This window comes from Alcanivorax sp. HI0044 (genome assembly GCF_001634945.1).
Genome location: NZ_LWEZ01001692.1, coordinates 1 through 23,867, shown reverse-complemented (window position 1 = coordinate 23,867; position 23,867 = coordinate 1). Strand labels below are relative to the sequence as shown.

Annotated in this window: 11 protein-coding genes; 10 read left to right on the top strand and 1 reads right to left on the bottom strand. The window is 58.6% G+C overall.

From position 1 onward, the window contains the following. The 10 genes from A3730_RS25515 to A3730_RS25470 all read left to right on the top strand — a co-directional run. Positions 1–2,194: DUF11 domain-containing protein (locus A3730_RS25515; RefSeq protein ID WP_063539256.1), on the top strand; the 2,194-nt coding region annotated here is incomplete at its 5' end. Positions 2,195–2,386: 192 nt separating this feature from the next. Next, positions 2,387–8,614, top strand: a complete 6,228-nt coding sequence (locus A3730_RS25510) for a hypothetical protein (protein ID WP_063539255.1) — start codon at positions 2,387–2,389, stop codon at positions 8,612–8,614. Next, complete coding sequence (locus A3730_RS25505) at positions 8,611–9,228, top strand: OmpA family protein (RefSeq protein WP_063518837.1); 618 nt, start codon at positions 8,611–8,613, stop codon at positions 9,226–9,228. Before A3730_RS25510 ends, A3730_RS25505 begins: the two co-directional genes overlap by 4 nt. 12 nt (positions 9,229–9,240) lie before the next feature. Continuing rightward, positions 9,241–12,120 carry a DUF11 domain-containing protein gene (locus A3730_RS25500; protein WP_063518838.1) on the top strand — a complete coding sequence of 960 codons (2,880 nt, stop codon included), beginning with the start codon at positions 9,241–9,243 and terminating at the stop codon, positions 12,118–12,120. Between the two features lie 4 nt (positions 12,121–12,124). Then, positions 12,125–16,933 carry a CshA/CshB family fibrillar adhesin-related protein gene (locus A3730_RS25495; RefSeq protein WP_063518839.1) on the top strand — a complete coding sequence of 1,603 codons (4,809 nt, stop codon included), beginning with the start codon at positions 12,125–12,127 and terminating at the stop codon, positions 16,931–16,933. 118 nt (positions 16,934–17,051) lie between these two features. Continuing rightward, positions 17,052–17,243, top strand: coding sequence for a DUF2065 domain-containing protein (locus A3730_RS25490; protein ID WP_063518840.1), 192 nt, complete (start codon positions 17,052–17,054; stop codon positions 17,241–17,243). After that, positions 17,244–18,419, top strand: coding sequence for an ATP phosphoribosyltransferase regulatory subunit (locus A3730_RS25485; protein ID WP_063518841.1), 1,176 nt, complete (start codon positions 17,244–17,246; stop codon positions 18,417–18,419). A gap of 41 nt (positions 18,420–18,460) precedes the next feature. After that, on the top strand, positions 18,461–19,753 hold the full coding sequence (locus tag A3730_RS25480; protein WP_063518842.1) for an adenylosuccinate synthase: 1,293 nt from the start codon (positions 18,461–18,463) through the stop codon (positions 19,751–19,753). A 234-nt stretch (positions 19,754–19,987) separates the two neighbouring features. Beyond that, the gene (locus A3730_RS25475) at positions 19,988–21,832 is read left to right on the top strand and encodes a PhoX family phosphatase (RefSeq protein ID WP_063539254.1); all 1,845 of its coding nucleotides are present in this window, start codon (positions 19,988–19,990) and stop codon (positions 21,830–21,832) included. 52 nt (positions 21,833–21,884) lie between these two features. Then, positions 21,885–23,555, top strand: coding sequence for a hypothetical protein (locus tag A3730_RS25470; RefSeq protein WP_063520565.1), 1,671 nt, complete (start codon positions 21,885–21,887; stop codon positions 23,553–23,555). A 63-nt stretch (positions 23,556–23,618) separates the two neighbouring features. Here A3730_RS25470 and A3730_RS25465 read toward each other — a convergent pair. After that, a partial coding sequence (locus tag A3730_RS25465; protein ID WP_231884046.1) for a hypothetical protein occupies positions 23,619–23,867 on the bottom strand: 249 nt, incomplete at its 5' end.

Genomic DNA, 23,867 nt, shown 5'->3' with positions numbered 1-23,867 from the left:
TGCCACCTTTGTGGAAATCAATTCGGTGAATGGCTTGTTAGCGTCTACTGATAGCTACCAAGACAGTACGGGTGCGAGCCAGAACATCCCGGCGGATGCGACCACCATGTACACGCCGGCGACACTGGCCTTAATTGATGAGCCGGGTGTGGACCTGGACGGGGATGGTTCTTCTACTGGAACGGACATTCCTGGTATCCAGCTGACTGATGCCAGCCTGGGGGTAAATACCACTGTGTCTGTGGTGTTTACCGTTAGCTTTGATCCGGCTGCGATGGCAGGCACAGAGATAAAGAACCTTTTTGCCGCTCAGGGCAATCTGGATGATGACAACGGCACTACTGAGGACGCAGTCAAGTCCAACACGGTCACCACCGTGATCGGTCAGACCTACGCCGTGGATGCGGACGATACCGAAACCGCCCCCGATACCACCGATGATGATGTGTTTAACGTCGCCAGCGCCGCCAGCGGTGCCGTGGTGGACTTCCAGCACACCATCACCAACAACGGTAACGGCGACGATGTGTTTGAACTGAGCGTGGATACGGCGGGCAGCACTTTCCCCGCGGGCACCACCTACAGCTTCTGGAATGCGGCTGGTACCGTGCAAATCACCGATACCAACGGCGACGGCAACCCGGATACTGGTTCCCTGGCGCCAGGTGCAGCGAATGCGCTGAATATTACCGTGAAAGCGGATCTGCCGGCGTCGGCCAGTGTCGCAGGCCCCTATGCCTACACGCTCACTGCCACGTCTGCTGGCGACCCCGCCGAAAGCGATGACAGCACTCAGGGTGTGCTGGCAGCGATTACTGCCGCAAACGTGGATATTGCCAACAGCGCCACGGCCATTGGCCTGGGTGACAGTGCAGATGATGCAGATGAATACATGGCAGGCACTCCAATCACCACCAATTCAGCGGCGGCCGGTGCAACCACCAGCTTCAGCCTGTTTGTCGCCAATGAATCCGGTAACCCCCAGTCTTACCTCCTCGGCTCTGCGCTGCCTTCCGGCTGGTCCGTGGTATTCAAGGAAGTGGGTATCGACACCGGTGACGGGGCGGACGGCCCACCTGATGGCATCTTGGATAACGTTACCAATGCAGGCAACGTGGTCACTGCCACTCCAAACCTGCCTGGCGGGGCGGTTTACCACTACACCGCGGAAGTCAAGGTGTCTTCCAACGTGGCCCAGGCCGAAGCGGATTACACTGGTGCTGACGCTGTTGATGGGGCTGGCTCAGCCACAAGCCCAACGGATGGAGATGGTGATTATCCAGTGACCTTCACCGTGGTCTCCGCCTCTGACAGCGGCATCAACGATTCCAAGCTGGATGCGGTAGACGTTGTTGCCAACCGTGATATCAGCATCACTCCAGACGGTGCCAACCAGGTACAGCCCGGCGGTAATGTGGATTACCTGCACGTACTGTCCAACGACGGTAACTCTGCTGAAACTGTTGAGCTGAGCGCAGCTAACTCCAATGCGCCGGACTGGACCAACACCACCCAGCTGTATGTGGACACCGACAACGACGGTGCTCCCGACGATTACCGTGAGCTGAGCCAGGTCGCTGCTCTGGCCACGGCTGGCCAGCTGTGGGTACGTGATCAGGCGGGCAATCCGGTGCAAATCGGTGTGGTGGATGCAGACGGCGATAACGCGCCAGAGCTGACGCTGGACGCCGGTGAGAAAGTGGAACTGCAGGTGACTGTGTTCGCACCGGGTACAGCTGCCTTGGGGACTCAGGACACATTGAGCCTGATCGCAACCAACACCGACCCCGGTGCGGGAGCTGCAGCTTCGGCGACGGCCACTGACGTGACGGACGTCATCCTCGGTCAGGTGCGCCTCGACAAAGCGGCGGGCGTCGATGCCGATTGCAGTTGTGACACCGGTAGTGCGGACGCGCTCTGGATCCCTGATTCCGGCTTTGCTGCAAGTCAAACCACCCAGGTGGAGCCCCTTCAGTGTGTGATCTGGAACCTGACGGCCACCAACGAAGGTGCGGCCACGGCGAAGAACGTGATCATCACCGATGAAACCACCCCGTATACCACTTTCCTGACCGCTAACTCGGATAACAACACGGTGGCCAATTCCGGCACTGATCCAGAGGTGAAATGGGAGATTGGTGAGTTGCCTGCGGGTGAGAGCGCCAGAGCACAGTTCTGTGTGCGAGTGAACTAAGCAAGCCCCTCCCGGGCTCTTCCTCTTCCCCTTGTGGGGGAGGGGGAGAGCTTTCTCAGGCGCTGTGCGCAACGCCTGAGAAAGCTCTTAAAACATGATCGCCGGGGCGGTCAAAAAAAGGTGCTCAAGCACCGCATGGGAACGACAGGACATCGTGAATTGAAGCGGATCGGGGTTTGGACAATCAGCGTAATGACGCTGCTGGCGATTGCCAGCGGCGCCATTGCGGCTGCGACCTCGGCCGGTACCGTGCTGCGTAACCAGGCCCAGGTGCGCTACCTGAACCCGCTCACCGGGCAGGTGGTAACGCAGAGCTCCAATGTGTCCCAGCTTGTTGTGGCGCCATACCGTGATGTGCTGCTGGGTAACAGCAATGCGTTGACCGTGGCCGCCGGCCAGCACGTTAACCTGCCCCATGTTCTGACCAATACCGGCAATGTGGACGATGACTACAGCCTGACGGCGGTGAACAGTGCCGGCGATGATGGTGATCTGCTGAACTTGCGCCTGTATGAAGATGTGAACGGCAACGGTGTGGTCGATGCCGGTGAGCCGGAAATTACGGCGCCGGTGAGCTTGCCTGCCGGGGCGTCACTTTCCCTCGTGGTGGCTGGCACGGTGGCGTCCGGGCAAGGTCAGGATGATGTGCTGAGAGTATCGGTACTGGCCGAGTCACAAACGGATGTTGATGTGTTCGACTCCGGGCAAGACAGTGTCACGGTGGCCTCCGGTGCCTTCCTGAATCTGACCAAGTCGAGCAGCCAGAGCTGTGATAACCCTGCCCAGGAAGGGCAATCGCTGGACTACAGCATCAGCTATACGAATACCGGCAGCAGCGCCCCGGCAGAGCGACGCTTCCTGATCAGTGGTCAGGTAGAGCAGGGCGTCATGCTGGAAGATGCCTTGCCGGCCAACGTGCAGTTACGCCCGGGCAGTGCTACCGGTATCTCGCCAATTCAATCTGTCGCGGTGGTGCACCGTTCCGGGGATGCGGATGATGAATGGATCCGCTTTGATCAGTGGTCACCGTCAACACCCGTGGACCGCTTTGGGGTTTTGGTACCCGCGTCGGCCATGGAATCCAATGAGTCCGGCGGCTTTACGTTCGGTGTGCAGGTTGGCACCGGGTTGACCAGCAATACGCGGATTTACAACCAGGCCGTAGTCGATACCGATGGCGATGGCACGGACGATTTTTCCAGTAATACCGTCTGCAACACTCTGGCGGGCTCGGTTCGTCCGACACTGGTGTTTGAGCGCCCCACGCCGCAGGTGTCACGTTCCGGGCAGGCGCCGCGGCACAGTGAAGACAGTGATTTCCAGCTGGCAGATATGTATGCGCTGTTGCCGGCTGAAAACAATCGAGTGCTCACCGATGGCGTCTACCTGCGCCTGAACGCCTCACAGCTCAACCAGTCCCCGACCCGGCGGGAGTTCCTGGAGCGTACTCCCTCCGGTGAGCGCCTGATCATCGTGACGGTGGAGTCGGCCCTGACCGGTGACTCCTTGCGCGTAGTCATGCGTGAGACGAAGCCGGACTCGGGCGTATTCCGCAGTATCCGCCCGTTTGTGCTCAGCGCGGATGAAAACGGTTATGGCCGCCAGTGCCCTTCCACCGCGAATACCTCCCAGGCGCGGGAGTTCGACAGTGATACCACCACAAGTCAGGTGTTGGATGAAGCCTGTGCGTTGCGCAGTGAGGCCCGCGATACCTTGACTGCCCGTTTCCAGATGCCGATCTATGGGCCCACTGGCAACGTGGAGCGTTACGAAGTGGTGTCTGATGTGGCGGCGGTGGACCCGGCAGGAACCGTATTTGATTCCAGTAACGGTAACCCGGTAGGCGGTGCGCAGGTGACCCTGTACCAGTCCCGGCAAACGCTATCCGCTAGTGGCGCAGGCAGCTGTGCTGACCTGGCGCAAAGCGATTATGAAGTGGGTACCGATCCCTTTACCGGTGAAAGCCTGGACGGAGAAAACACCAATACCTCTAACGTGGATAACACTTCTGTGCTGGGGGATTATCAATATCCGTTTGCCACCCCCGGCCATTGTTACTACCTGGATGTGATCCCGCCGGCGGGCTACAGCTTCCCGTCAACCATGTCTCCAGCAGCAGCCGGAAGTTTTTTCTCCAATGTGAATGACAGCTCCTATGGCCTGGAAGGTTATCAGGCGCCGGTCGGGCGCAAAGCCGCGAGGGTAGCGGGCAGCAACAACGGTGCCTTCCTGCTGGGCACGTCCAATGTGTTTGTGAATATTCCGCTGGACCCGAGCGCCAATACCACGGCCGGTACTCTGGTGCTGGACAAAAATGTGGAGAAAGACAGCGCCGCCGTGGGGGATGTGCTCGCCTATAGCATCAACCTGACGAACAACCACTCCGATGCGCTTTACGCCGGCAGAATTATCGACCAGCTGCCCTATGGGTTCCGTTATATCAATGACAGCGCCTGGCTGGAAGTGGGCGGGCAGCGTGTCGAAATGCCGGACCCGGCGGGACGCCCCGGGCCGCAGCTGACCTTCCGACTGGAGCGCGAGCGCAGCAATGGCTCCGTGGTGGCGCTGCCGTTGCAGGCGGGTGAAACGGTGACATTGCACTACGGCTTGCGGTTGTCGGCCGGTGCGGTGGACAGCGATGGCATCAACCGGGCCACGGCCCAGGCCAACACGGCTTCCGGGTTTACCTACCGTTCCAACCAGGACGAAGCCGAAGTGGAGATCCGCAACGAAGGCGTGCTGTCAGACAAGGCCATGCTGTTCGGTAAGGTCTATGTGGATGCGGACTGTAATAATCTGCAGAACGATGGTGAGTGGCCCATTGGTGGCGTGAAGCTGTATCTGCAGGACGGCACCTGGGTGATTACCGACGAGAACGGCCAGTACAGTGTTTACGGTCTGAACCCGGGTTTGCATACCATCAAGGTGGACCCGCTGACCTTGCCGGCCGGCGTCAAGCTCAAGCCCATCGACAATCGCCATGCGGCGGACCCGGAAAGCCGCTTTGTGGATTTGCGTTCCGGTGAATACCACCGTGCGGATTTTGCCGCCGTTTGCCCCACCGGCGATGAGGCGAAAGCGCTGGCGGAACAGCTTAAAGCCCGTAATGCATCCATGAACGGTGACTGGATGCTGGATGAAGCGGCGCGTTTTGATCCACTGCGTCAGCAAACTATCAATCCGGTTTTGCGTCAGGCCGACGGCAGCGGTGATTTGGGTAGCGGTGTCTATACCCAGACCGGGGATGACGGGCTCACTGATGCCTGGGAAAAAGTCTCCCAGTCTCAGGGTGAGAAAACCGACACGGCTGCGGTGCTGCCGGCCAACCCGGAAGCCACCATGCAGAACACCAAGGAAGCGGCTGCCAGCATTACCCGCGAACAGGCGGAGCAGGGCGCCTGGTTGTGGCCGCGTGGTGGCGTGAGCCGTGATGGTCGTTTTCAGGTGGTGGTGCGTGCGGGCGTGGATCCGGTCCTTAGCGTGAATGGCAAGGTGGTGGCCAAGGCGCAACTGGGTGAGCAGGTGGTCAACAAGCGTGAGCGCGCCCAGGTTGTCACCTGGTATGGCGTTGCCCTGGATGAAGGGGAAAACATGCTGCAAGTCAGCACCCGGGACATGTTCGGTAATCAGCGGGTGATGGCAGAAAAAACCGTGGTGCGCCCGGCGGCGCCGCAGTCCATTACCCTGGAAACCGAATCCGATACGCTGCCGGCAGACGGTGGACGCTCAACCCTGGGGGTGCGTGTTCGCCTCAATGATGCCAAAGGTAACCCGGCGCTGGGCAGTCACTTCGTGACACTGGAAACTGACCGTGGCCAGTGGCTGGAAGAGGATTTGCAAAGTGGTACGCCGGGCCACCAAATCAAACTGGTGGACGGGGTGGCACTGGCTCATCTGCGCAGTACGGAATACACCGGCCCGGTACGCTTGCGTGCGACTCTGGACCGTTTCAGTGACAGTATCCAGATTGAACAGATCGCGCCCCTGCGTCCCCTGTTGGCGACGGGTTTTTTACAGGTGCAAAGCCGCACCGGCAGGTTGCGTGATAACGGCAATGCGCCCACGGATGTGGCCGATGAATTTGACGATGGCGTGGATGGCCGGGCTGCCGTGTTCATGAAAGGTCAAGTCCGTGGTGATGCCCACCTGACACTGGCCTACGACACCGACAAGGATCTGGACACCGAAGACGAAGTGCGCCGTGACCTGAACCCGGCGGATTACTATCCGATCCCCGGCGATGCGTCTGTGCGAGGTTACGATGCCCGCAGCCGCAGCAAGTTGTATGCAAAACTGGAAAAGGACCGCAGCAGCATCATGTGGGGGGATTATCTCACCGACCCGCAGAATGATTTTTATGACCTGGGCCGCACTCAACGTACCCTGACCGGGTTGAATGGCGTCTACGATAACGGTCGTGCCCGTTTCCAGGTATTCGCTGCCCGCCCGGACATGGAGCAAGTAACCGAAGAGCTGCCGGGTAACGGTACGGCGTTGTTGTTCACCTTGAGTAACGATCCGGCCCGTGACAGCGAGACTGTGGAAATTATCGTTCGCGACCGTAACAACCCGGGGTTGGTTATCGAAACCACGCCGTTGACCCGTTACGTGGATTACTCGGTGAATTATTTCACCGGGGATATCCGCTTCCACGATGTGGTTCCTACGGTGGACGCCAACCTGAACCCGGTGTTTGTCCGCGTGAGCTATAACGTGGAAGGCGATGCCGAGGAATACAATGTCCTTGGCGCGCGCCTGAACTATGACCTGACCGATCAGCTGCAGCTGGGCGTTAGCCGCACCCAGGATGAACATGAAACCGAAGGTTTCGATCTGACCAGTGTTTCCGCGCAATACAAACTTGATGAAAACACCCGCATCAATGTGTCTTCTGGTTCCATGGCCCATGAAAACAATGATCCGGAAGGGCGCGCCTACAGTATTAATGGTGAGCGTCTGTGGGTAGATGGTTCGCGTACCGAATTGCGCTGGGCCCGTGCGGAGGCCGGGTTTGATAACCCGTCAGCGGGTATCAGTGCCGCCCGTGAAGAAATGCGTTTGGGCCACGAGCAGATGCTGGCCCGGGATTTTTCCGTGGAAGTGGAAGGTATCCGCTCCAAGCAACTGGACGGAGCGGAAGAGCAGAACAGCCTGGGCGTTATCGGGGAAAAGCGGATCGGTGCCACCGCCTTGCGCGGCGGTGTGCGCGGTATCGAGCAGAAGGATGTCCAGGGCAGTGAAGATTTCGGCACCTATATTCTTGGTGCTGACCGGGGCTTCAATCTGCTGGGCAAGCCCTTTCAGATTGGTGCGGAATACGAGCAGGCCTTCAACGATACCAGCCGCCGTCGTATCGCGGCCGATGCGGACATGCAGCTCACCGAGAAAACCAGTCTTTACAGCCGTTACGAGATCATCAACAGCCTGAATGGTATCAATACGCTGGACGATGATGTGGAAACACAGCAGTTCACCACAGGTGTGCGTTCTGCGATTACCCGCAATACCGATGTGTATTCCGAGTACCGTTTGCGCGGTGCCGTGGATGGCCGCGATGTGGCCGCAGCCAATGGTGTGAAGTCTGACATCGAGATCGAGCCGGGTCTGACTGTGTCGCCGTCCATGGAGTGGATTCAGACGCTGGACGGACAGACCAATCAGGATGCCACGGCCCTGTCCGTGGGCGCAGAAGACAAACGCAATGAAAACCGCCGGACTCTGGGGCGGGTGGAAACCCGCTTTGGCGATGATCGTGAGTACTACGGGCTGAGTGCGGCCAATATCTGGCGAGTGAATACAGACTGGTCTGCGGTGGTGCGTGATGACCTGCGCCTGCAGTATTTCGATACGGAAGCCAAGGAAGGCGACAACATTGTCACCCTGGGCATGGCCCGCCGTCCGCGTCGGGACAACCGCCACCACATGCTATTCATGTACAAATGGAAAGAAGAGTGGGGCGGCAGCGGTGGCAGCGACCGCACCGTGCATCTGTTCTCCACACACCATAACTATCAGGCCCATGATGACTGGATTTTCTCTGGTCGACTGGGCGCCAAATGGCAACAGACCGAGCTGGGCAATCTGGATGTGGACTCGGATGCCTATGTGGCGGATGGCCGGATTATCTGGGATATCACCCGCCGTTTTGATCTGGATCTGCATGGTGGTGCGATTACCACGGAAGGCGTTAAAGAGCGCCGTTACAGCTACGGGTTTACCGTCAATGCACTGGTGCGCCGTAATCTGCGCATGGGTGTGGGCTATAACTTCACCGGTTTCCGTGACGATGACCTGGACCCGGAAGGCTATAACGCGGAAGGCGTGTTTGTTGGCCTGGAATACAAATTCGATGAAGATGACCTGAGCTGGCTGGGCAGCAAAGCCGCCGGGCAGCGCAGTTATCTGGGAGAGGCGCGATGAATATGATGAAAGCGCGGCTGGCGTTATTGATCCTGGCGAGCATGGCAGTAATGACGGGATGTGCCAGCACCGAGTCACTGTATGCACAGTATGATGAGCTATGCCCGGTGGAAGCCCGGGTAACAAGCACCGGCCTGGTGACAGTCACCGGGATTGCGGCTGGCGGCGCAGGCCTGGTAGCAGGCGAAAGCCGCACCCAGGTTTGGGAGCCGGCGGTGTATTTCGGTTTTGACCAGAACGAGCTGGCTGACGCTGAAGTGCGCCGGCTGGAAAGCAATCTGGCGGTGCTGAAACAGTACCCGACCCTGCAGGTGAGCGTGCAGGCGTTTACCGATGAGAAAGGCGCGGCAAGTTATAACCAGAAACTGGCGGCTCGCCGCCTGGACCAGGTGGTGCAGTACCTGCGTGATGGGGGCATCAGCAATGGCCGCATCAAGCGTGTTGCTCTGGGCGAAGAGCTGCCTATTCTGCCTGACGCGAATAACGAACAGCGGGTCATCAATCGCCGTGTTGAGTTGATGCCGTTGGATGCGCAAAGTCGCCCGTTGGTGTTGCGGGCTGATTTTGCCCGCAGTGGTGGCGATGAATTCGTGCCGCCGGCGCCAGTGAAGTAAAGGGGAGTTGGGGTGAAGACACTGCAACGTACAGGGCTGATGGTGTTGCTGATGCTGGGAGCCAGTGTTCAGGCGGCCACACCGGCGGCAGGCACCGTGATCAAGAACCAGGCATCGGCGAGTTACCGGGCCTGCCTTGATGATGGCTGTACGGAGCAGGCGGAAGCACAGCGGGTGACCTCCAATCTGGTGCAGACGTTGGTGCAGAACGTGCCGGGCATTGAACTGGTCAGTGATCAGGGCAAACCAGCACTGCCAGGCGGGCTGGTCTATTTCTCCCATGTATTGACCAATACCGGTAATGGGCGCGACCAGTATCAGTTGTGTATTACCAATGTGGATAGCGACATTGATGCCTGGGCCGTTTACGCCGATGGCAACGGCGATGGCCAACCCGATGCGGGGGGCGCCTTGTTTACCCAGACAGACGCGGATGGCTGCTGGGATAGCCGGACCCCGGACATGATTTCCGGCGAAACGTTTTCGCTGGTGGTGGAAGCTGAATTGTCGGCTGGAACGGTGGCGGGCCAACAGCCGTCATTGCAGGTTCGTGCGCGCAGTGATGCGGATAACTCCCTGCTGGCTATCAATACGGATGAAGCGGATGTCATCGATGGCCCGGTGATTGAAGTGGTCAAGTCATTGAGCCAGCGGGAAGGCCGCTCCCCGGATGGGCCGATCACCGTCACCCTGGATTACCGTAACCCATCGGACCAGGCGGCCACCGATATCGTCATTGAAGATGTGCTGCCCACCGTTTCCGTGGATGGGGTGTCAGCAGGCATGACCTATGTGCCGGATTCCGCTCGCTGGACGTTTACCGGTAATACTCCACTCACGGACGACGGCGATGATGGCAATCAGGGCAATGCCCCTAACCTGATCCGTTATTGTGCCTACGATACGGATGCTGTCGAACCGGATTGTCAGGATCGGGTACGGGCGGTTGTTACGCAGTTGCCGCCGGGCGGTGTCGGCACCCTCACGTTCGATGTCACTCTTGATGCGGGCTTGAGCGCCGGTGACCGGGTTCGCAATACGGGCCGTTTCCGCTATTCCAACGAAGCCGGCGATACGGATTTCGGTACACCGTCTCCGTTCAGCACCAATGCCGTGAGCTATCAGGTTATTGACCGGGCGTTGGCCCCGGCTGTGGTGGCTAATAACAGCGAAAACGACAGCGTGACGGGTAGTGATGATGTAAGCGATACCGGTAACCGTGTCGAGATTGCCAGCGCCGGCCAGGGTGGCACTGTGCTGTTCAACAACGTGATCTGGAATACTGGCGATGGCGAAGACCGTTTCGATATCACTATCGATGCTGCCAACGACCGTTCCGGGGCGGCACTAAGCGACCCCTTCCCCCAGGGCACCGTCTTCCAGTTACTCAAGGCGGATGGCGCTACTCCGTTGGTGGATAGTGATGGCAACGGCGTGCCTGACACAGGCCCGATCCCGTTGGCCGATCAAGGCGGCCAATGTCCGGCCCGTTTTGTGCGTGATGCCGGAAATGGTGTGTGCGGTGTGCGGGTTGTCCTGCAGGCAATCCTGCCTCCCAATGCACTGGGCGGCCCTTTCCAGGTCACCAAGGTTGCCAGTTCAATCACCGATCCCCAGGTCCGCAATGCGGTGACCGATACGCTCATCAGCATTGTCACCAACAGTGTGGATCTCACTAATGATCAGCCGGTTAACGGTAGCGCTCCGGGTGAAGGGCCGGGGCCGGAGGCCTCGCCGGTACGCAGCTTGTCTGTGGCGCCGGGCAATCACGGTACCTTTGTGTTGTACGTGAATAACACCGGGCCGCGGCAGGACAGCTACGACTTGCATGCCAGCAACAGCAATTTCAATCCGGGGCAATTGCCTGCGGGGTGGAGCGTGACCTTCTACCGTGATGGTGGATCGGCAGATTGCAGCGCCAATGGCGTTGCCATTACCAATACCGGGCTGGTGCCGGCAGGTAGCCAGCGGCTGGTGTGTGCCCAGGTCACGGTGCCGGAATCGGCTAGCGGAGGCGATACCTTGCCGCTGTACCTGCGAGCCTTGTCGCCGACCAGTAATGCCGGTGACATCAAGCTGGATCAGGTGGTCGTAGTGGCGGGACCGGCACTTTCCCTGCAGCCGGACCAGACCGGGCAAGTGGCGCCGGGCAGCAGCGTGCTTTATAGCCATCAGCTCACCAACACCGGTAATGTGGATTTGACCAATGTGCTGCTCAGCGGCACGCCTGACAGCGCCAGTGACAATGGCTGGTCGATTACCCTCTACGAGGACAGCAACGGCAATGGGCAATGGGATACGGCGGATACCCTGATTGTCGATGGCACTCCTCTGCAGACTGCCGGGGCAGATGGTGTGCTTGCCGTGGGTGAGAGCCTGTCCGTGTTCGCCCGGGTTTTTGCCCCGGCCACGGCAGCGTACGGCATTACCAACCTCAAGACGCTCACTGTTACGGCACAAGGTGCCGGGCAGACGGTGACCGACACGGCGACGGATTCCACCACGACCAGCAATACCGATGTGGCCGTGACCAAAGAGCAGGCACTGGATGCCGACTGTGATGGCGTGCCGGATGGCCCGGGCAGTTGTACTGCGGATGGCTGTTTTGTCTATACCCGATTTACGGCAACACCTGGCGAGCAGTGCGTGATTTATCGCCTGACGGCAGCCAATACCGGGGCGCAGAGCATGTATGAAGTGACCATTAATGATCGCACCCAGCCGTTCACAACCATGCTGTCTTCCGCGACCCGTTGCCAGCTTCCCTCGGGGGATTGCAGCGCCGATGTGGTTGCACCTGCCGAAGCGGGTACCGGTGATGTGTCGGTCAATGTGGGCGAATTGAAAGCGGGTGAAACCGCCGTTCTTATTTTCGGGTTACGGGTGGAGTAAAACGATGCAGACAACCGAACCGAAAAAAAATAAAGGCAAACTGGTTGCAGGGTTGCTGGCAATGCAGGTTTTTATTGCCATGCTCTTTATCGGCTTGTGCCTGGTGAGTGGGGCCGCAGAAGCTATTAGTCTGCCGCTGAATGGTTCGCGGACAATTCTTAGCGGCAGTGACTGCTCTCAGGCGACATACCGGTTTGGTACATCCGCAAGCTACGACGGTCAGGCGCTGGATGTTCTGGTTCAGGTGCTGCAGGAAGACAATGATCAGGCCGGGAGCTTTCAGTGTCTGGGGGTGGAAGAGGGCGTGTTGTTTGCCAGTTTGCGAGACAAGGATAACGGCGAAAATATTGCCTACCAGGATTTGCGGTTAACGGTGGTTCGTCAGGGAACCACCACGCCTGTTGTTGTGGACCGGTTGATCGTTACCGGGTTCGATCTGGACAGTAACAACTCTAGCACGGGCAGTGATGACCTTTACTTCAACACCGGTGAAAAAACGCGTTCCTATGTGTCCGTTAACACGGATACCACCGTTTCTTCATCGGCGTCTGGCGGCTATAACACGCGCATAAAAGGGCGGGATACTGATTGCACCGACGGTGCCACAACCGTCGAGCCCGAGTGCCGTGCCAGTGTGGTGTTTTCGGAAACATCCAGTGCGTCTTTTCGGGTTCAGAATGATAATGCGTACGGAACAGAAAGCTCGTCGAGTACCGCCCGGCGTGTTTCCTATTTGTCTCTGCGTGTTGACGATTTCGATGATGTGGTGGACGGCAATACGGATTACGGCGATGCCCCTTCGCCCTATGTGGCTGCCCGACAGGCTGTAAGCAGTTTTCTGGGTTTAGGTGCCGGTCTGGTGCCAGACCATGAAAGTGCGCAGCAAGCCAGTGCGGGCGCGGACGGTGATGACCTTGATGGGGCGGGGGGCGCGGTTGTCAACTTTGACGATGAAGATGGCGTTACCCTGGGCGGAAGCGCTCTGAATGATCAATCCATCTTTCCGGGGCAGCAAAGCGAACTGTCGGTGACCACATACGGTTCGGGTTACCTGAACGTCTGGTTCGACTGGAACCGGGATGGGGATTTCAGCGATGCCGGCGAGCGGATGGTATCCAATCGTCAGATCACCAATAACGGCGAAACATCCAGCGGCAATAATTCCTCCAATTTCGTTACGGTCACGCCGGTGACCATTAATGTGCCGGGTTCTGCTGCGTCCGGTGTGACCTATGCGCGTTTTAAATTTACCGAGTCAACAAATCCCGGGATAGGCAACAACGCGGGAAATGGTGAGGTGGAAGATTACCGCTTGAATGTCACGTCACAAACCTGTGATGCCGCAATCAGTGCGAACCTGTCGCTCAGTGGCAGTGCCACGCGAAATACCTCTAGTAATGAAATTACCCTGACCCAGGATAGTGGCAATCAGTCCGGCTCTGCCTGGTCACAGAATCGCATTAGTCTGCTTTCCCCCTTTACGGTGGAGTTTTCCATCTATCTGGGTACTAAAGACGCCAGTGGTGCGGATGGTATTGCCTTTGCTTTCCAGAATGATGAGGACGGCAGCAGTGCGACCGGTGTGTTTGGTGGCGCCTTGGGGGTGGGTGGCTTGGATCCTGCTGTGGCGGTGGAATTCGATACGTACAGCAACGGTGGGGGTTACGGTGATATTGCCAATGATCATACGGTTATTTATGACCCGGTAAATTATACCGATTCCAGTGGCGGCGGAAGCTTGCTGAGCCCAGTGGTGGACCTGGGAAATATTGAGGACGGAGGCTGGCATACGGTATCGCTGGATTGGGATCCGGTATCCAATCAACTGCAGTACCGTTTTGACGGTGCACTGGTGGCTGTGGTGAATCGCGATTTTACCACTCTGGATTTTGCCGGTGACCCGAATGTGTTCTTCGGTTTTACCGGTTCCACCGGGGGCTCCAGCAACCTGCAGAAAGTCTGTGTGATCGATGCCCCTCCCCAGGTATTGGTTGACTATGGTGATGCGCCTGCCAGTTACCAGAGCCCGTCTCATATTCTGGTGGATGGCATTCACCTTGGCGTTGATGTGTCAGAGGATGTGGGCGGGTACGCCGATCCCAATGCCAATGCAGACACCTTTGATGACGGTGTAACTTTCCCCTCTGTGCTGCCGAGTATCGATCCGATTACAGTGGCTGTGGAGGGGGCTGGAGGGTACCTGCAAGCCTGGGTGGACTGGAATCAGGATGGGGACTTTGATGACCCCGGGGAGCAGATTGCCGAGGACCTTCAGGACACCGATGGCGATGGGCTGATAGATATCATAGCGAGTGCGGCAACGGGCACAGTGGACGCCAATGATGTGATCACCCGTTTCCGCTGGTCTACAACGCCCTCTATCGATCCCTATGAAGGGGCGGATGATGGCGAAGTGGAGGACTACCAGGTGTCTACCCGGGCGGTGGTGACCTGCCCGCAGGGGTCGGAGGCTACTGGCGGCGGCATTGCCAGTGGCGGTGCCGGTGATTTTCGCGATGCGATCTACTGGCTGGACTGGTCTTGCGGTGTCCGCAATAACTATCAGGTCGGGGAAATGATTCGCAAGAACTGGGTATTTGGCCCGGTGGAAATTCGCGCCACGCTGGACAACCTGACTGATACGGTCAATGTCTATAACACCGGCAGCTGGTCCGGCGATCGCCTGGATGATCTGTATCAGGGCGTGAACCCTATTGGGCTTTCCAATAATGCCAGTGGTGAGGCGCCGGAGTTTGATATTGATTGGCAGGTCTACCTCAATGGGCAGCGGGTCCCGGCTGACATTATTGCGGCTGATGCGGAAGATACGGATGAGAACGAAAGCCTGACCTGGGAAACCGATGGCCAGCCCTGGGAGATTTTTTCGGTGGCGCCGGCCTCTGATTTGAGGGTGCGCTTTGAAAATGGCAACCGGCGAATGGTGGTGACCACTGGGGATTTGGCGGTCAGCACGGGTACTTTGCTGGGCTTGACCGAAGACGCACGCCGCACATCACATATTGTTGATGGCGGCGGCTCCCAGGCAATGGCCTTTGGCGTTTTCCTACAGGTGGATCATGGCGATATTGCCGGCGGTTACCCGCAAAGCGGCGGCCACGTTTCGCGCAGGGATGCCACTGGTGGCAGCAAGCCCCAGACAGATACGGATGTGAATACGCTCACCGTAGCCACCTTGCAGCCTGCCGTTCCTTACCTGGGTGATATCGGTCCGGATCCGGAAGATGCCGACCAGAACTCGGCCAATGCGGATGCGGATGGCCCGGAAGAAGATGGCGTCAGTTTTTCCGCACTGATTCCCGGCGGTAACGCGGTGATCTCGATCACTCTGACAGAACAGACCGCAGGCACCAATTTCGTGCAGGGCTGGATCGACTGGAATCGGGATAACGATTTTGACGATGCCAGTGAACAGGTGGCGTTGAATGTGCGCGACAACGATGCCCAGGACAGTAACGCGGCTAACGGAGCCATCGATCTGAGTGTGTTTGTGCCACCGGGAGCCTTTATCGGTGATACCTATGCCCGCTTCCGTCTGTCCAGCACTCCGGATGTGGCTGCCGGTGGGCAGGTGGTATTCGATGGCGAGGTTGAGGATTACAAGGTCACCGTGGCCTCGGCCAATACGGCAGGTACTCTTTCCGGTTGGGTGTTTGAGGATAACGGCAGTGGTGCTATCGCTCACGATGGCAGTAAGGGGGCCGACGAGCCGGGCCTGGCCAATTTGTCGGTGCGGCTCTACCACGATGCTGATGGCAATGGTGTTTGCGAGCAAACGGATACGGTGCTGGCTGAGACGACCACGGATGGCGATGGGGCCTGGGCGTTGACCCCGCCGTTAGCGGACGTGGGGAAGGCTGCTTGCTTGCTGGTCCAGACTCCCAACGGCTATCAGTCCATCAGTGAAAGTGCAGGCTCCGGTGGTGCAAACCTTGCCGTCGGTGCTGGCGATGACGACACCATAACATTATCGGTGCCGCCCAGCGGCACCGTATGGAGTGACATCCTGTTTGGTGATGTGGGCCTGCCGGTTCTTGAACCGGATCGTCAGGGGGTGGTGGATGCGGGCAACAGCCTGTTCTACGACCACCGTTTTACCGCGCGCACCGCCGGAACGGTGGATTTCACTTTCGGGGCGCCCGACACCGTGCCCGCTGCCCCTGCCTGGACGGATACGCTCTATCGGGACAGTAACTGTAATGGTGTTCTGGATAGCGGGGAGGCCGCTCAGCCGGTGACCGGCGTTGCCGTGCAGGCCGGCGATAGCGTTTGCCTGTTGGTGAAAGTCTTTGCTCCGGCGGATGCGCCCCTGGATGCGCTGCACTCCCGGCCTTTGTTGGCGACTCAGGCGTTTACGGGGACCGGTTCGCAGGCGATGGTGCAAGTGCGCGATACCACCCGTCTTTCTGCAGGCAAGTTGCTGCTTGAAAAACAGGTGCGCAACATTGGTCCGGACGGTGTGCAGGGTACTGTGGATGATGTGGACAGCAATGACGGCACAGCCAATCAGGCTGCCCCTGGCGACGTGCTCCGTTACCGTTTGATCTTCACTAACCAGGGCGCCAAGGCGTTGACCGAGGTGACGGTGAACGATAGCACGCCCGCATTCAGTGGCCTGAATACGGCGGCGGCCTGCCCGGCGGCACTGCCGGACGATCTGTCCGGCTGTAGCCTGAGCACGCCGGATGGCAGCAACGGCCCGGGTTATGAGGGCGCCCTGCAGTGGCTGTTCTCCGGGCAGTTATTACCGGGGAATCAAGGGGTTGTCCGTTACGATGTGAGGGTGAATCCGTAGCGGATTTGGCTACGCTGATCCATCCGTCGGTAACCTATCTGCCACGGGGAGACCGTGGTAGAATGCCGCAACCGGGCGCGCAGGCTCCCGGTTTTTTTGTGGCTGTCTGGCAGGAACAATGGATTTCAGTTTATTGATCAAGGCGCTTTGTCTGGTGTTGATCATAGAAGGCCTTCCGCTGTTTCTGGCGCCTGTGCGTGCGCGCCAGGCAGCACTTCAGGTGGCGCGTCTGGATAGTCGCCTGCTGCGAATTATGGGGCTGGTGCTCATGGTATTGGGTGCGGGCCTGTTATTACTGATGCGGTCGTAAATGATGAATCAGGAAGAACAGTGGCTACTGCCCGACGGGGTAGAAGAAGTCCTCCCGGGTCGCGCCCGGGCCATCGAGCAGCTGCGTCGCCAGACGCTGGATCTGTATCAGCGCTGGGGTTATGAACTCGTATTCCCGCCGTTGATCGAGTTTATGGAATCCCTGCTGAACGGCGGTGGCCGAGATCTGGAGCGGGAAACCTTCAAGATTACCGACCAGCTCACCGGGCGCCTGATGGGTGTCCGTGCGGATATTACTCCGCAGGTGGCGCGTATGGATGCCCACAGTCTGCGCCGCAATGCCCCTTCCCGCCTATGTTACTGCTCCAGCGCCCTGCGTACCCGCCCGGTGGTGGCCGGTGGCACACGCCTGCCTTATCAGCTGGGCGTGGAGCTGTTCGGCCATTCCGGTGCCGACAGTGACCTGGAAGTGATCTCGCTGCTGCTGGAAACGCTGACGCTGTCAGGTGTGGACCAGCACGTGGTGCTGGATCTGGGGCACGTGGGGCTGTTCCGTGGCCTGCTCGACAGCTGTGATCTGAGCGACAGTGAGCAGAGCCAGCTGGAAGACATTTATGTCCGCAAGGCACGAGTAGAGCTGGACACCTTCATTGCCAGCCATGATATGCCTGCCGCTGCCGGTAAAGCCCTGGCAGCCTTGCCCTGGTTGGCGGGGGGCGTGGACGTGCTGGCCGAAGCGCGGGCGCTGCTGTCGCCTTTCCCGGGTGCTATGGCGGCACTGGATGAGCTGGCGGTGCTGGTCGATGTGCTGGGTGCCCGCGGTGTGCAATTGCACCTGGATCTGGGTGAGCTGCGCGGCTACCACTATCACACCGGTTGCGTGTTTGCCGCGTACCTGCCCGGTGAGAGTGAGCCGGTGGCCAAGGGCGGCCGTTACGATCACATTGGTGAAGTCTTTGGTCGGGCGCGGCCGGCCACCGGTTTCAGTGCAGATTTGAAGATGCTGGCGGAGCGGGCGGAATCTGCCGCGCTCACCGGTATTCTGGCGGAAGGTTCGCTGCAGGACGCCACCTTTGCGACCACCGTTGCTGCCCTGCGTGAGCAGGGTGAGCGCGTGGTGCTGGCCTTGCCCGGCGCCGATAATGACCCGGCCGAGCTGGGATGCCAGCGTCGCCTGGTCGCCCAGGCCGATGGCTGGGTTGTGACCGACCTTTAAACCGAATTTCCTTTTTCCTGAACAGATGGCAGCAAGCAATCATGGGTAAGAACGTAGTCATTCTCGGCACCCAGTGGGGTGATGAAGGCAAAGGCAAGATCGTCGATTTATTGACCGATCAGGCTTCACTGGTAGCCCGCTTTCAGGGCGGCCATAACGCCGGCCACACCCTGGTGATCGATGGCAAGAAAACGGTCCTGCACCTGATTCCATCAGGCATTCTGCGCGAAGATGTGCAGTGCCTGATTGGTAACGGCGTGGTGCTTTCCCTGGAGGCGCTGCTCAAGGAAATCGGTGGCCTGGAAGATCAGGGTGTGCCGGTACGCGAGCGTCTGCGTCTGTCGGCGGCCTGCCCGCTGATCCTGCCGGTACACGTGGCGCTGGATCAGGCCCGTGAAGCGGCCCGCGGCAACAAAAAAATCGGCACCACCGGCCGTGGCATTGGCCCTGCCTATGAAGACAAGGTGGCTCGCCGGGGGCTGCGCCTGGGTGATGTGTACCAGCGCGAGCTGTTTGCCGCCAAGCTGGGCGAAGTGATGGATTACCACAACTTCGTTCTGCGCAGCTATTACAATGCCGAGCCAGTGGATTTCCAGAAAACCCTGGATGAAACCCTGCAACTGGGCGAAGACGTGCGCAGCATGGTTACCGATGTGACTGCCGTGTTGCACGGTGCCCGCGAGCGTGGCGAGAACATCATGTTTGAAGGCGCCCAGGGCACCCTGCTGGATATCGACCACGGTACCTACCCGTACGTGACCAGCTCCAACACCACGGCCGGTGGTACTGCCACCGGTACCGGGTTCGGCCCGCTATACCTGGATTACGTGCTGGGTATCACCAAGGCCTACACCACCCGGGTGGGCAGCGGTCCGTTCCCCACGGAGCTGTTTGACGAAAATGGCCGTTACCTGGCCGAGAAAGGACACGAGTTCGGTTCCACCACTGGCCGCGCCCGTCGTTGCGGCTGGTTCGATGCGGTGGCGCTGAAGCGTTCCATCCAGATCAACTCCATTACCGGCCTGTGCCTGACCAAGCTGGACGTGCTGGACGGCCTGGAAGAAATCAACATCTGCGTAGGCTATCAGGATGCGGCCGGCAACTCGCTGGAGTGTGCCTGGGATGCGGACAGCTACGAAGAAGTGAAGCCGGTATACGAAAGCCTGCCGGGCTGGTCGGAGTCTACGTTGGGTGCCAAATCGGAAGATGATCTGCCGGCCAACGCCAAGGCTTACCTGCAGCGTATCGAGGAAGTCACCGGTGCGCCCATTGATATCATTTCTACTGGCCCGGACCGGGTGGAAACCATCATCAAGCGCCACCCGTTCTCCTGAGCCAGGTGCAAACGAAGAAGCGGCCCACGGGCCGCTTTTTTTATGTTTGTCACGGAATGGAGTGATGCGCCTGTTTCAGGCAGAGCCCATTGTCTGGCCTTGGCAACGGGAGCGTGCTGGATGTCCGACGCTGTGGTTTTGTGTTGAGTAAATTCTTCTTATCTCTGTGACAGTTTTGTCATAAAAAACCGCTTCACTGTTCGCCTCTGAAAACAATTCACGGGGAGAACACTCATGTACCGGATTCCGTTTGCCAAAACGGCACTGGCGACCAAAGTCAGTGCTGTAACGTTAACTGCTCTTCTGCTTGCTGCCTGTGGTGGCGACAGTGATTCTAATGACCCTGTTGCACCTGGCGACCCGGCTGGAAAAACCCTTTCCTTCACGGCGGTGAAAGCCCCGGAAACGGATCTGGAAAAGCGTCAGATCCTGGCGTCTCCTTCCGTTGAGGTGGATGGTGAGACCTACGAGATCGGTTTCCATACCCTGTTGCGTTCCGGCGATGCGGTAAACGGGGATGTGGTCTTCGGCCAATTGGTCGACAAGATGGGGCAGCCGCTCTATGGCAACGACGGCAAGCTGAGTGTTACCGATTCCAATGAGCACACCTCCCTGTTGCCGATCGGTGATCGTTTGTTCTCCGTCTCCCAGATGGAAACCCGCCCAGGCGCCATGTTCCTGATGGAGCTGGATCAGAACAAACAGACTGGCCATCTTTCCGTCAAGGATCTCTGGCAAATCGACCAGTCCGGTGTGGACGGTGGTTGGGTGCACTGTGCTGCCAGTGTGACCCCCTGGAATACCCATCTGGCCAGCGAAGAGTACGAACCGGATGCTTCCGAGCGTGACCCGGTGACCGGTGAGATTGATGGTTACTATGAGCCGATGGCAGATTACTTCGGGGGTGATCTGACGGCCATGAATCCTTACTGGTGGGGCTGGAATATCGAGATTACCGTGGCTGCCGAGGGTGACAGCGCGCCCACCAGCGATCTTGTCAAACATTACGCCATGGGCCGCCTGGCCTTTGAGCTTTCTTATGTCATGCCCGACGAAAAAACCGTCTACATGACAGATGATGGCACCAACGTGGGCTTCTACATGTTTGTTGCGGATACCGCCGGTGATCTGAGTGCGGGCAACCTCTATGCCGCCAAATGGAACCAGACATCGGCGGCGGGTATCGGTGAGGCGGATCTGGAATGGATCAGCCTGGGCCATGCCAGCAACAGCGATATCGAAGCGCTATTCGCCAGCCCGGATGAGCCGGCATTCGATGACCTGTTCGAAACCGCAGCCATGACCGGTGAGGATTGTCCGGATGGTTTCACTGCCACCGCATCCAATGGCAATAAGGAATGCCTGAAAGTGAAGCCCGGTATGGAGTTGGCGGCATCCCGTCTTGAGACTCGCCGCTATGCTGCGTTGATGGGGGCGACCACAGAGTTTCGTAAAGAAGAAGGTGTGACCTTCGACCCGGATGGCGGCAAGCTTTATGTGGCGATGAGTGAAGTGGGGCGTGGCATGGAAGATAACTCTTCCAACGATCTGTCCACGATCAATCATGTTCGTATTGCTGAAGCTAACAGCTGCGGTGGTGTGTATGCACTGGATGTTGGTAGTGATGCCGGCATCGGCTCTGATTACGTGGCGCAGAACATGAAAGGCTTGATTGCCGGTCAGCCTGCCAGCTATTCGGCTGACAGCCCGTTTGCGTCTTACTCCTGTGACGCAAACGGCCTGGCCAATCCGGATAATGTGACCTTTATCACCGGTTACAACACGCTGATTATTGGTGAGGACACCGGTTCCGGGCACCAGAATGATGTGATCTGGTCGCTGAACCTTGACGAGGTGGATGCGACGGATTTCTCCGCCGGTCTGACCCGTATCCAGACTACCCCTTATGGATCGGAAACCACCTCTCCCTATTGGTACCCCAACGTGAATGGCTTCGCCTACCTGATGAGTGTGGTGCAGCACCCCTATGGCGAATCTGACTCCGGCAAGATCCCGGATGGCTCATTGGACCACCGTGCCTACACCGGGTATGTCGGTCCGTTCCCGGCCATGGATTGAAATTAATCACGGTAACGAGGAGGGCCGGGGTTATCCCCGGCCTTTTGCTGCTATGAAAAATATTTTTTTTATTTTGGGTATGTCTGTTTCGGTATGGCAGCTGAGTGGTTGTGACCAATCTGATGCGTCGCAGGGGGATAATCTGGGGCGCCTGTATTTGTCCAATCCATCGGCAACGATTCCTGCACAGTGTTATACCAAAACCGAAGATGCCAAGGGGATGGTGAGTAACCCCTGTTATGTCTGTCATACCGCCAGTAAAGAACCGAATTTCACCAACGATCTTGATCTGCAGCTGGCCTACGATTTTGCCCGGCCTGCCACGGTTAATCGTTGGGATAATCTTTTCGTGGATCGCAGCGAAGAGCGTGAGGCGATCAGTGATGAGGCGATTCTGGCTTATGTGCGAACCGATAATTATCAGTCCGGGGGCGTGGTGCAACTGGCCAAAACCCTGACCGGAAAACTGCCTGCGCATTGGGATGGTGATGGTAATGGCCGCTGGGATGGTTACGTGCCTGACGTGGCCTACCGCTTTGATGAGCAGGGTTTTGACCGCGATGCGCAAGGCAAGCTGACGGGGTGGCGTGCTTTGGCGTATACGCCGTTTCCGGGCACATTTTTCCCCACTAATGGTTCTGCGGATGATGTGCTGATTCGTCTGGATTCTCCATACCGCCAGAATGAAAAAGGCGAGCCCGACATACGGGTTTACCGTCTCAACCTGGCGATCGTGGAGTCGCTGATCAAGCGTGAGGATGTGGCGATAGAGGCGGTAGAGGAAGCTGATTACGGGGTCGACCTGAATCGCAACGGTGTGTTGGATCGTGCTACTGAAGTGGTATTCGACTGGGCTCCCCTTGAGGGGCGTGACATGCAGTATGTGGGGCTGGCCAGGGTGGCCCAGCAACAGGGGGCGGCGCCACTGTCAGCAGGAGCTTATCCGCTGGGTACCGAGTTTGTACATAGCGTGCGCTATCTGGATATTGCCGATGATGGCGAAGTGGTGATGGCGCCGCGAATGAAGGAGCTGCGCTACAGCCGTAAAACGCGCTGGCTGACATATTTTCAGCACCGGGAGCTGGCGGACGATGAGCTCAAGGATGCGCATGATTTTCCTGACCGCATGGAGCCTGTCATCGGTGATATAGAGCGCGGGGTGGGTAATCGTCGCGGCTGGCGTTTCAGTGGCTTCATCGAGGATGACCAGGGCGCGCTGCGGCCTCAGTCGTATGAGGAACTGGCTACCTGCGCCGGGTGCCACGGGGCAGTGGGTGCGCTGGCTGACAGTACCTACACCATGGAAAGAAAGCTGGATGCCGGTCAGGGATTTCAGCGGGGCTGGTATCACTGGAGCCAGAAAAGCCTGGCGGGTATTCCCGAGCCACAGCGGCAAGATGGCCGGGGCGAGTATGCGTTTTACCTGGAACAGGTGGGAGGGGCGGATGAGTACCGGTCGAATCAGGAAGTGCGTGAGCGTTTCTTCGATGAGGGCGGGAACTTGAGACCGGCCATGTTGGCGCAACTGAAGGGCGATATCAGCGCGCTGGTGGTGCCTTCAGCCCGCCGGGCACTGGAGTTGAACAAGGCCTACCTGTCTGTCGTCGAAGAACAGAGCTATATCCGCGGCCGCGACGCGGTGCTCGCCCCAATGGTCAATGTGCACAAGGAGGTGGAGGCCGGGCAGCGTACAGCCATTACCGAGCCGGTGACGTATCGCTGAGACCGCGCAGCGTGTCGGTTTCGCTGATCTGTCGAGAGAAAATGGATGTTTCCCGTCGCAGGCTTACTTGCGGCGGGTAATCACAATCAGTGCCACGGTGACGCCGACCACGGCGATGGGGAAAAACAGCAGGTAGCGTTTGCGGCGGGCTTCTTTTTCCCGGTGCGCGTCAGCCTGCTGAATGGCTGGGTGGACGGATTTGGTGGCTTGCACCGCATTATCCGGCTCGGCGTAGGTTGCCACGGGGGCGAGGGCCAGGCCACAGGCCAGCACAAGTGCAGCGATCACGGGGCGAAGGAGTGTCATATTGGC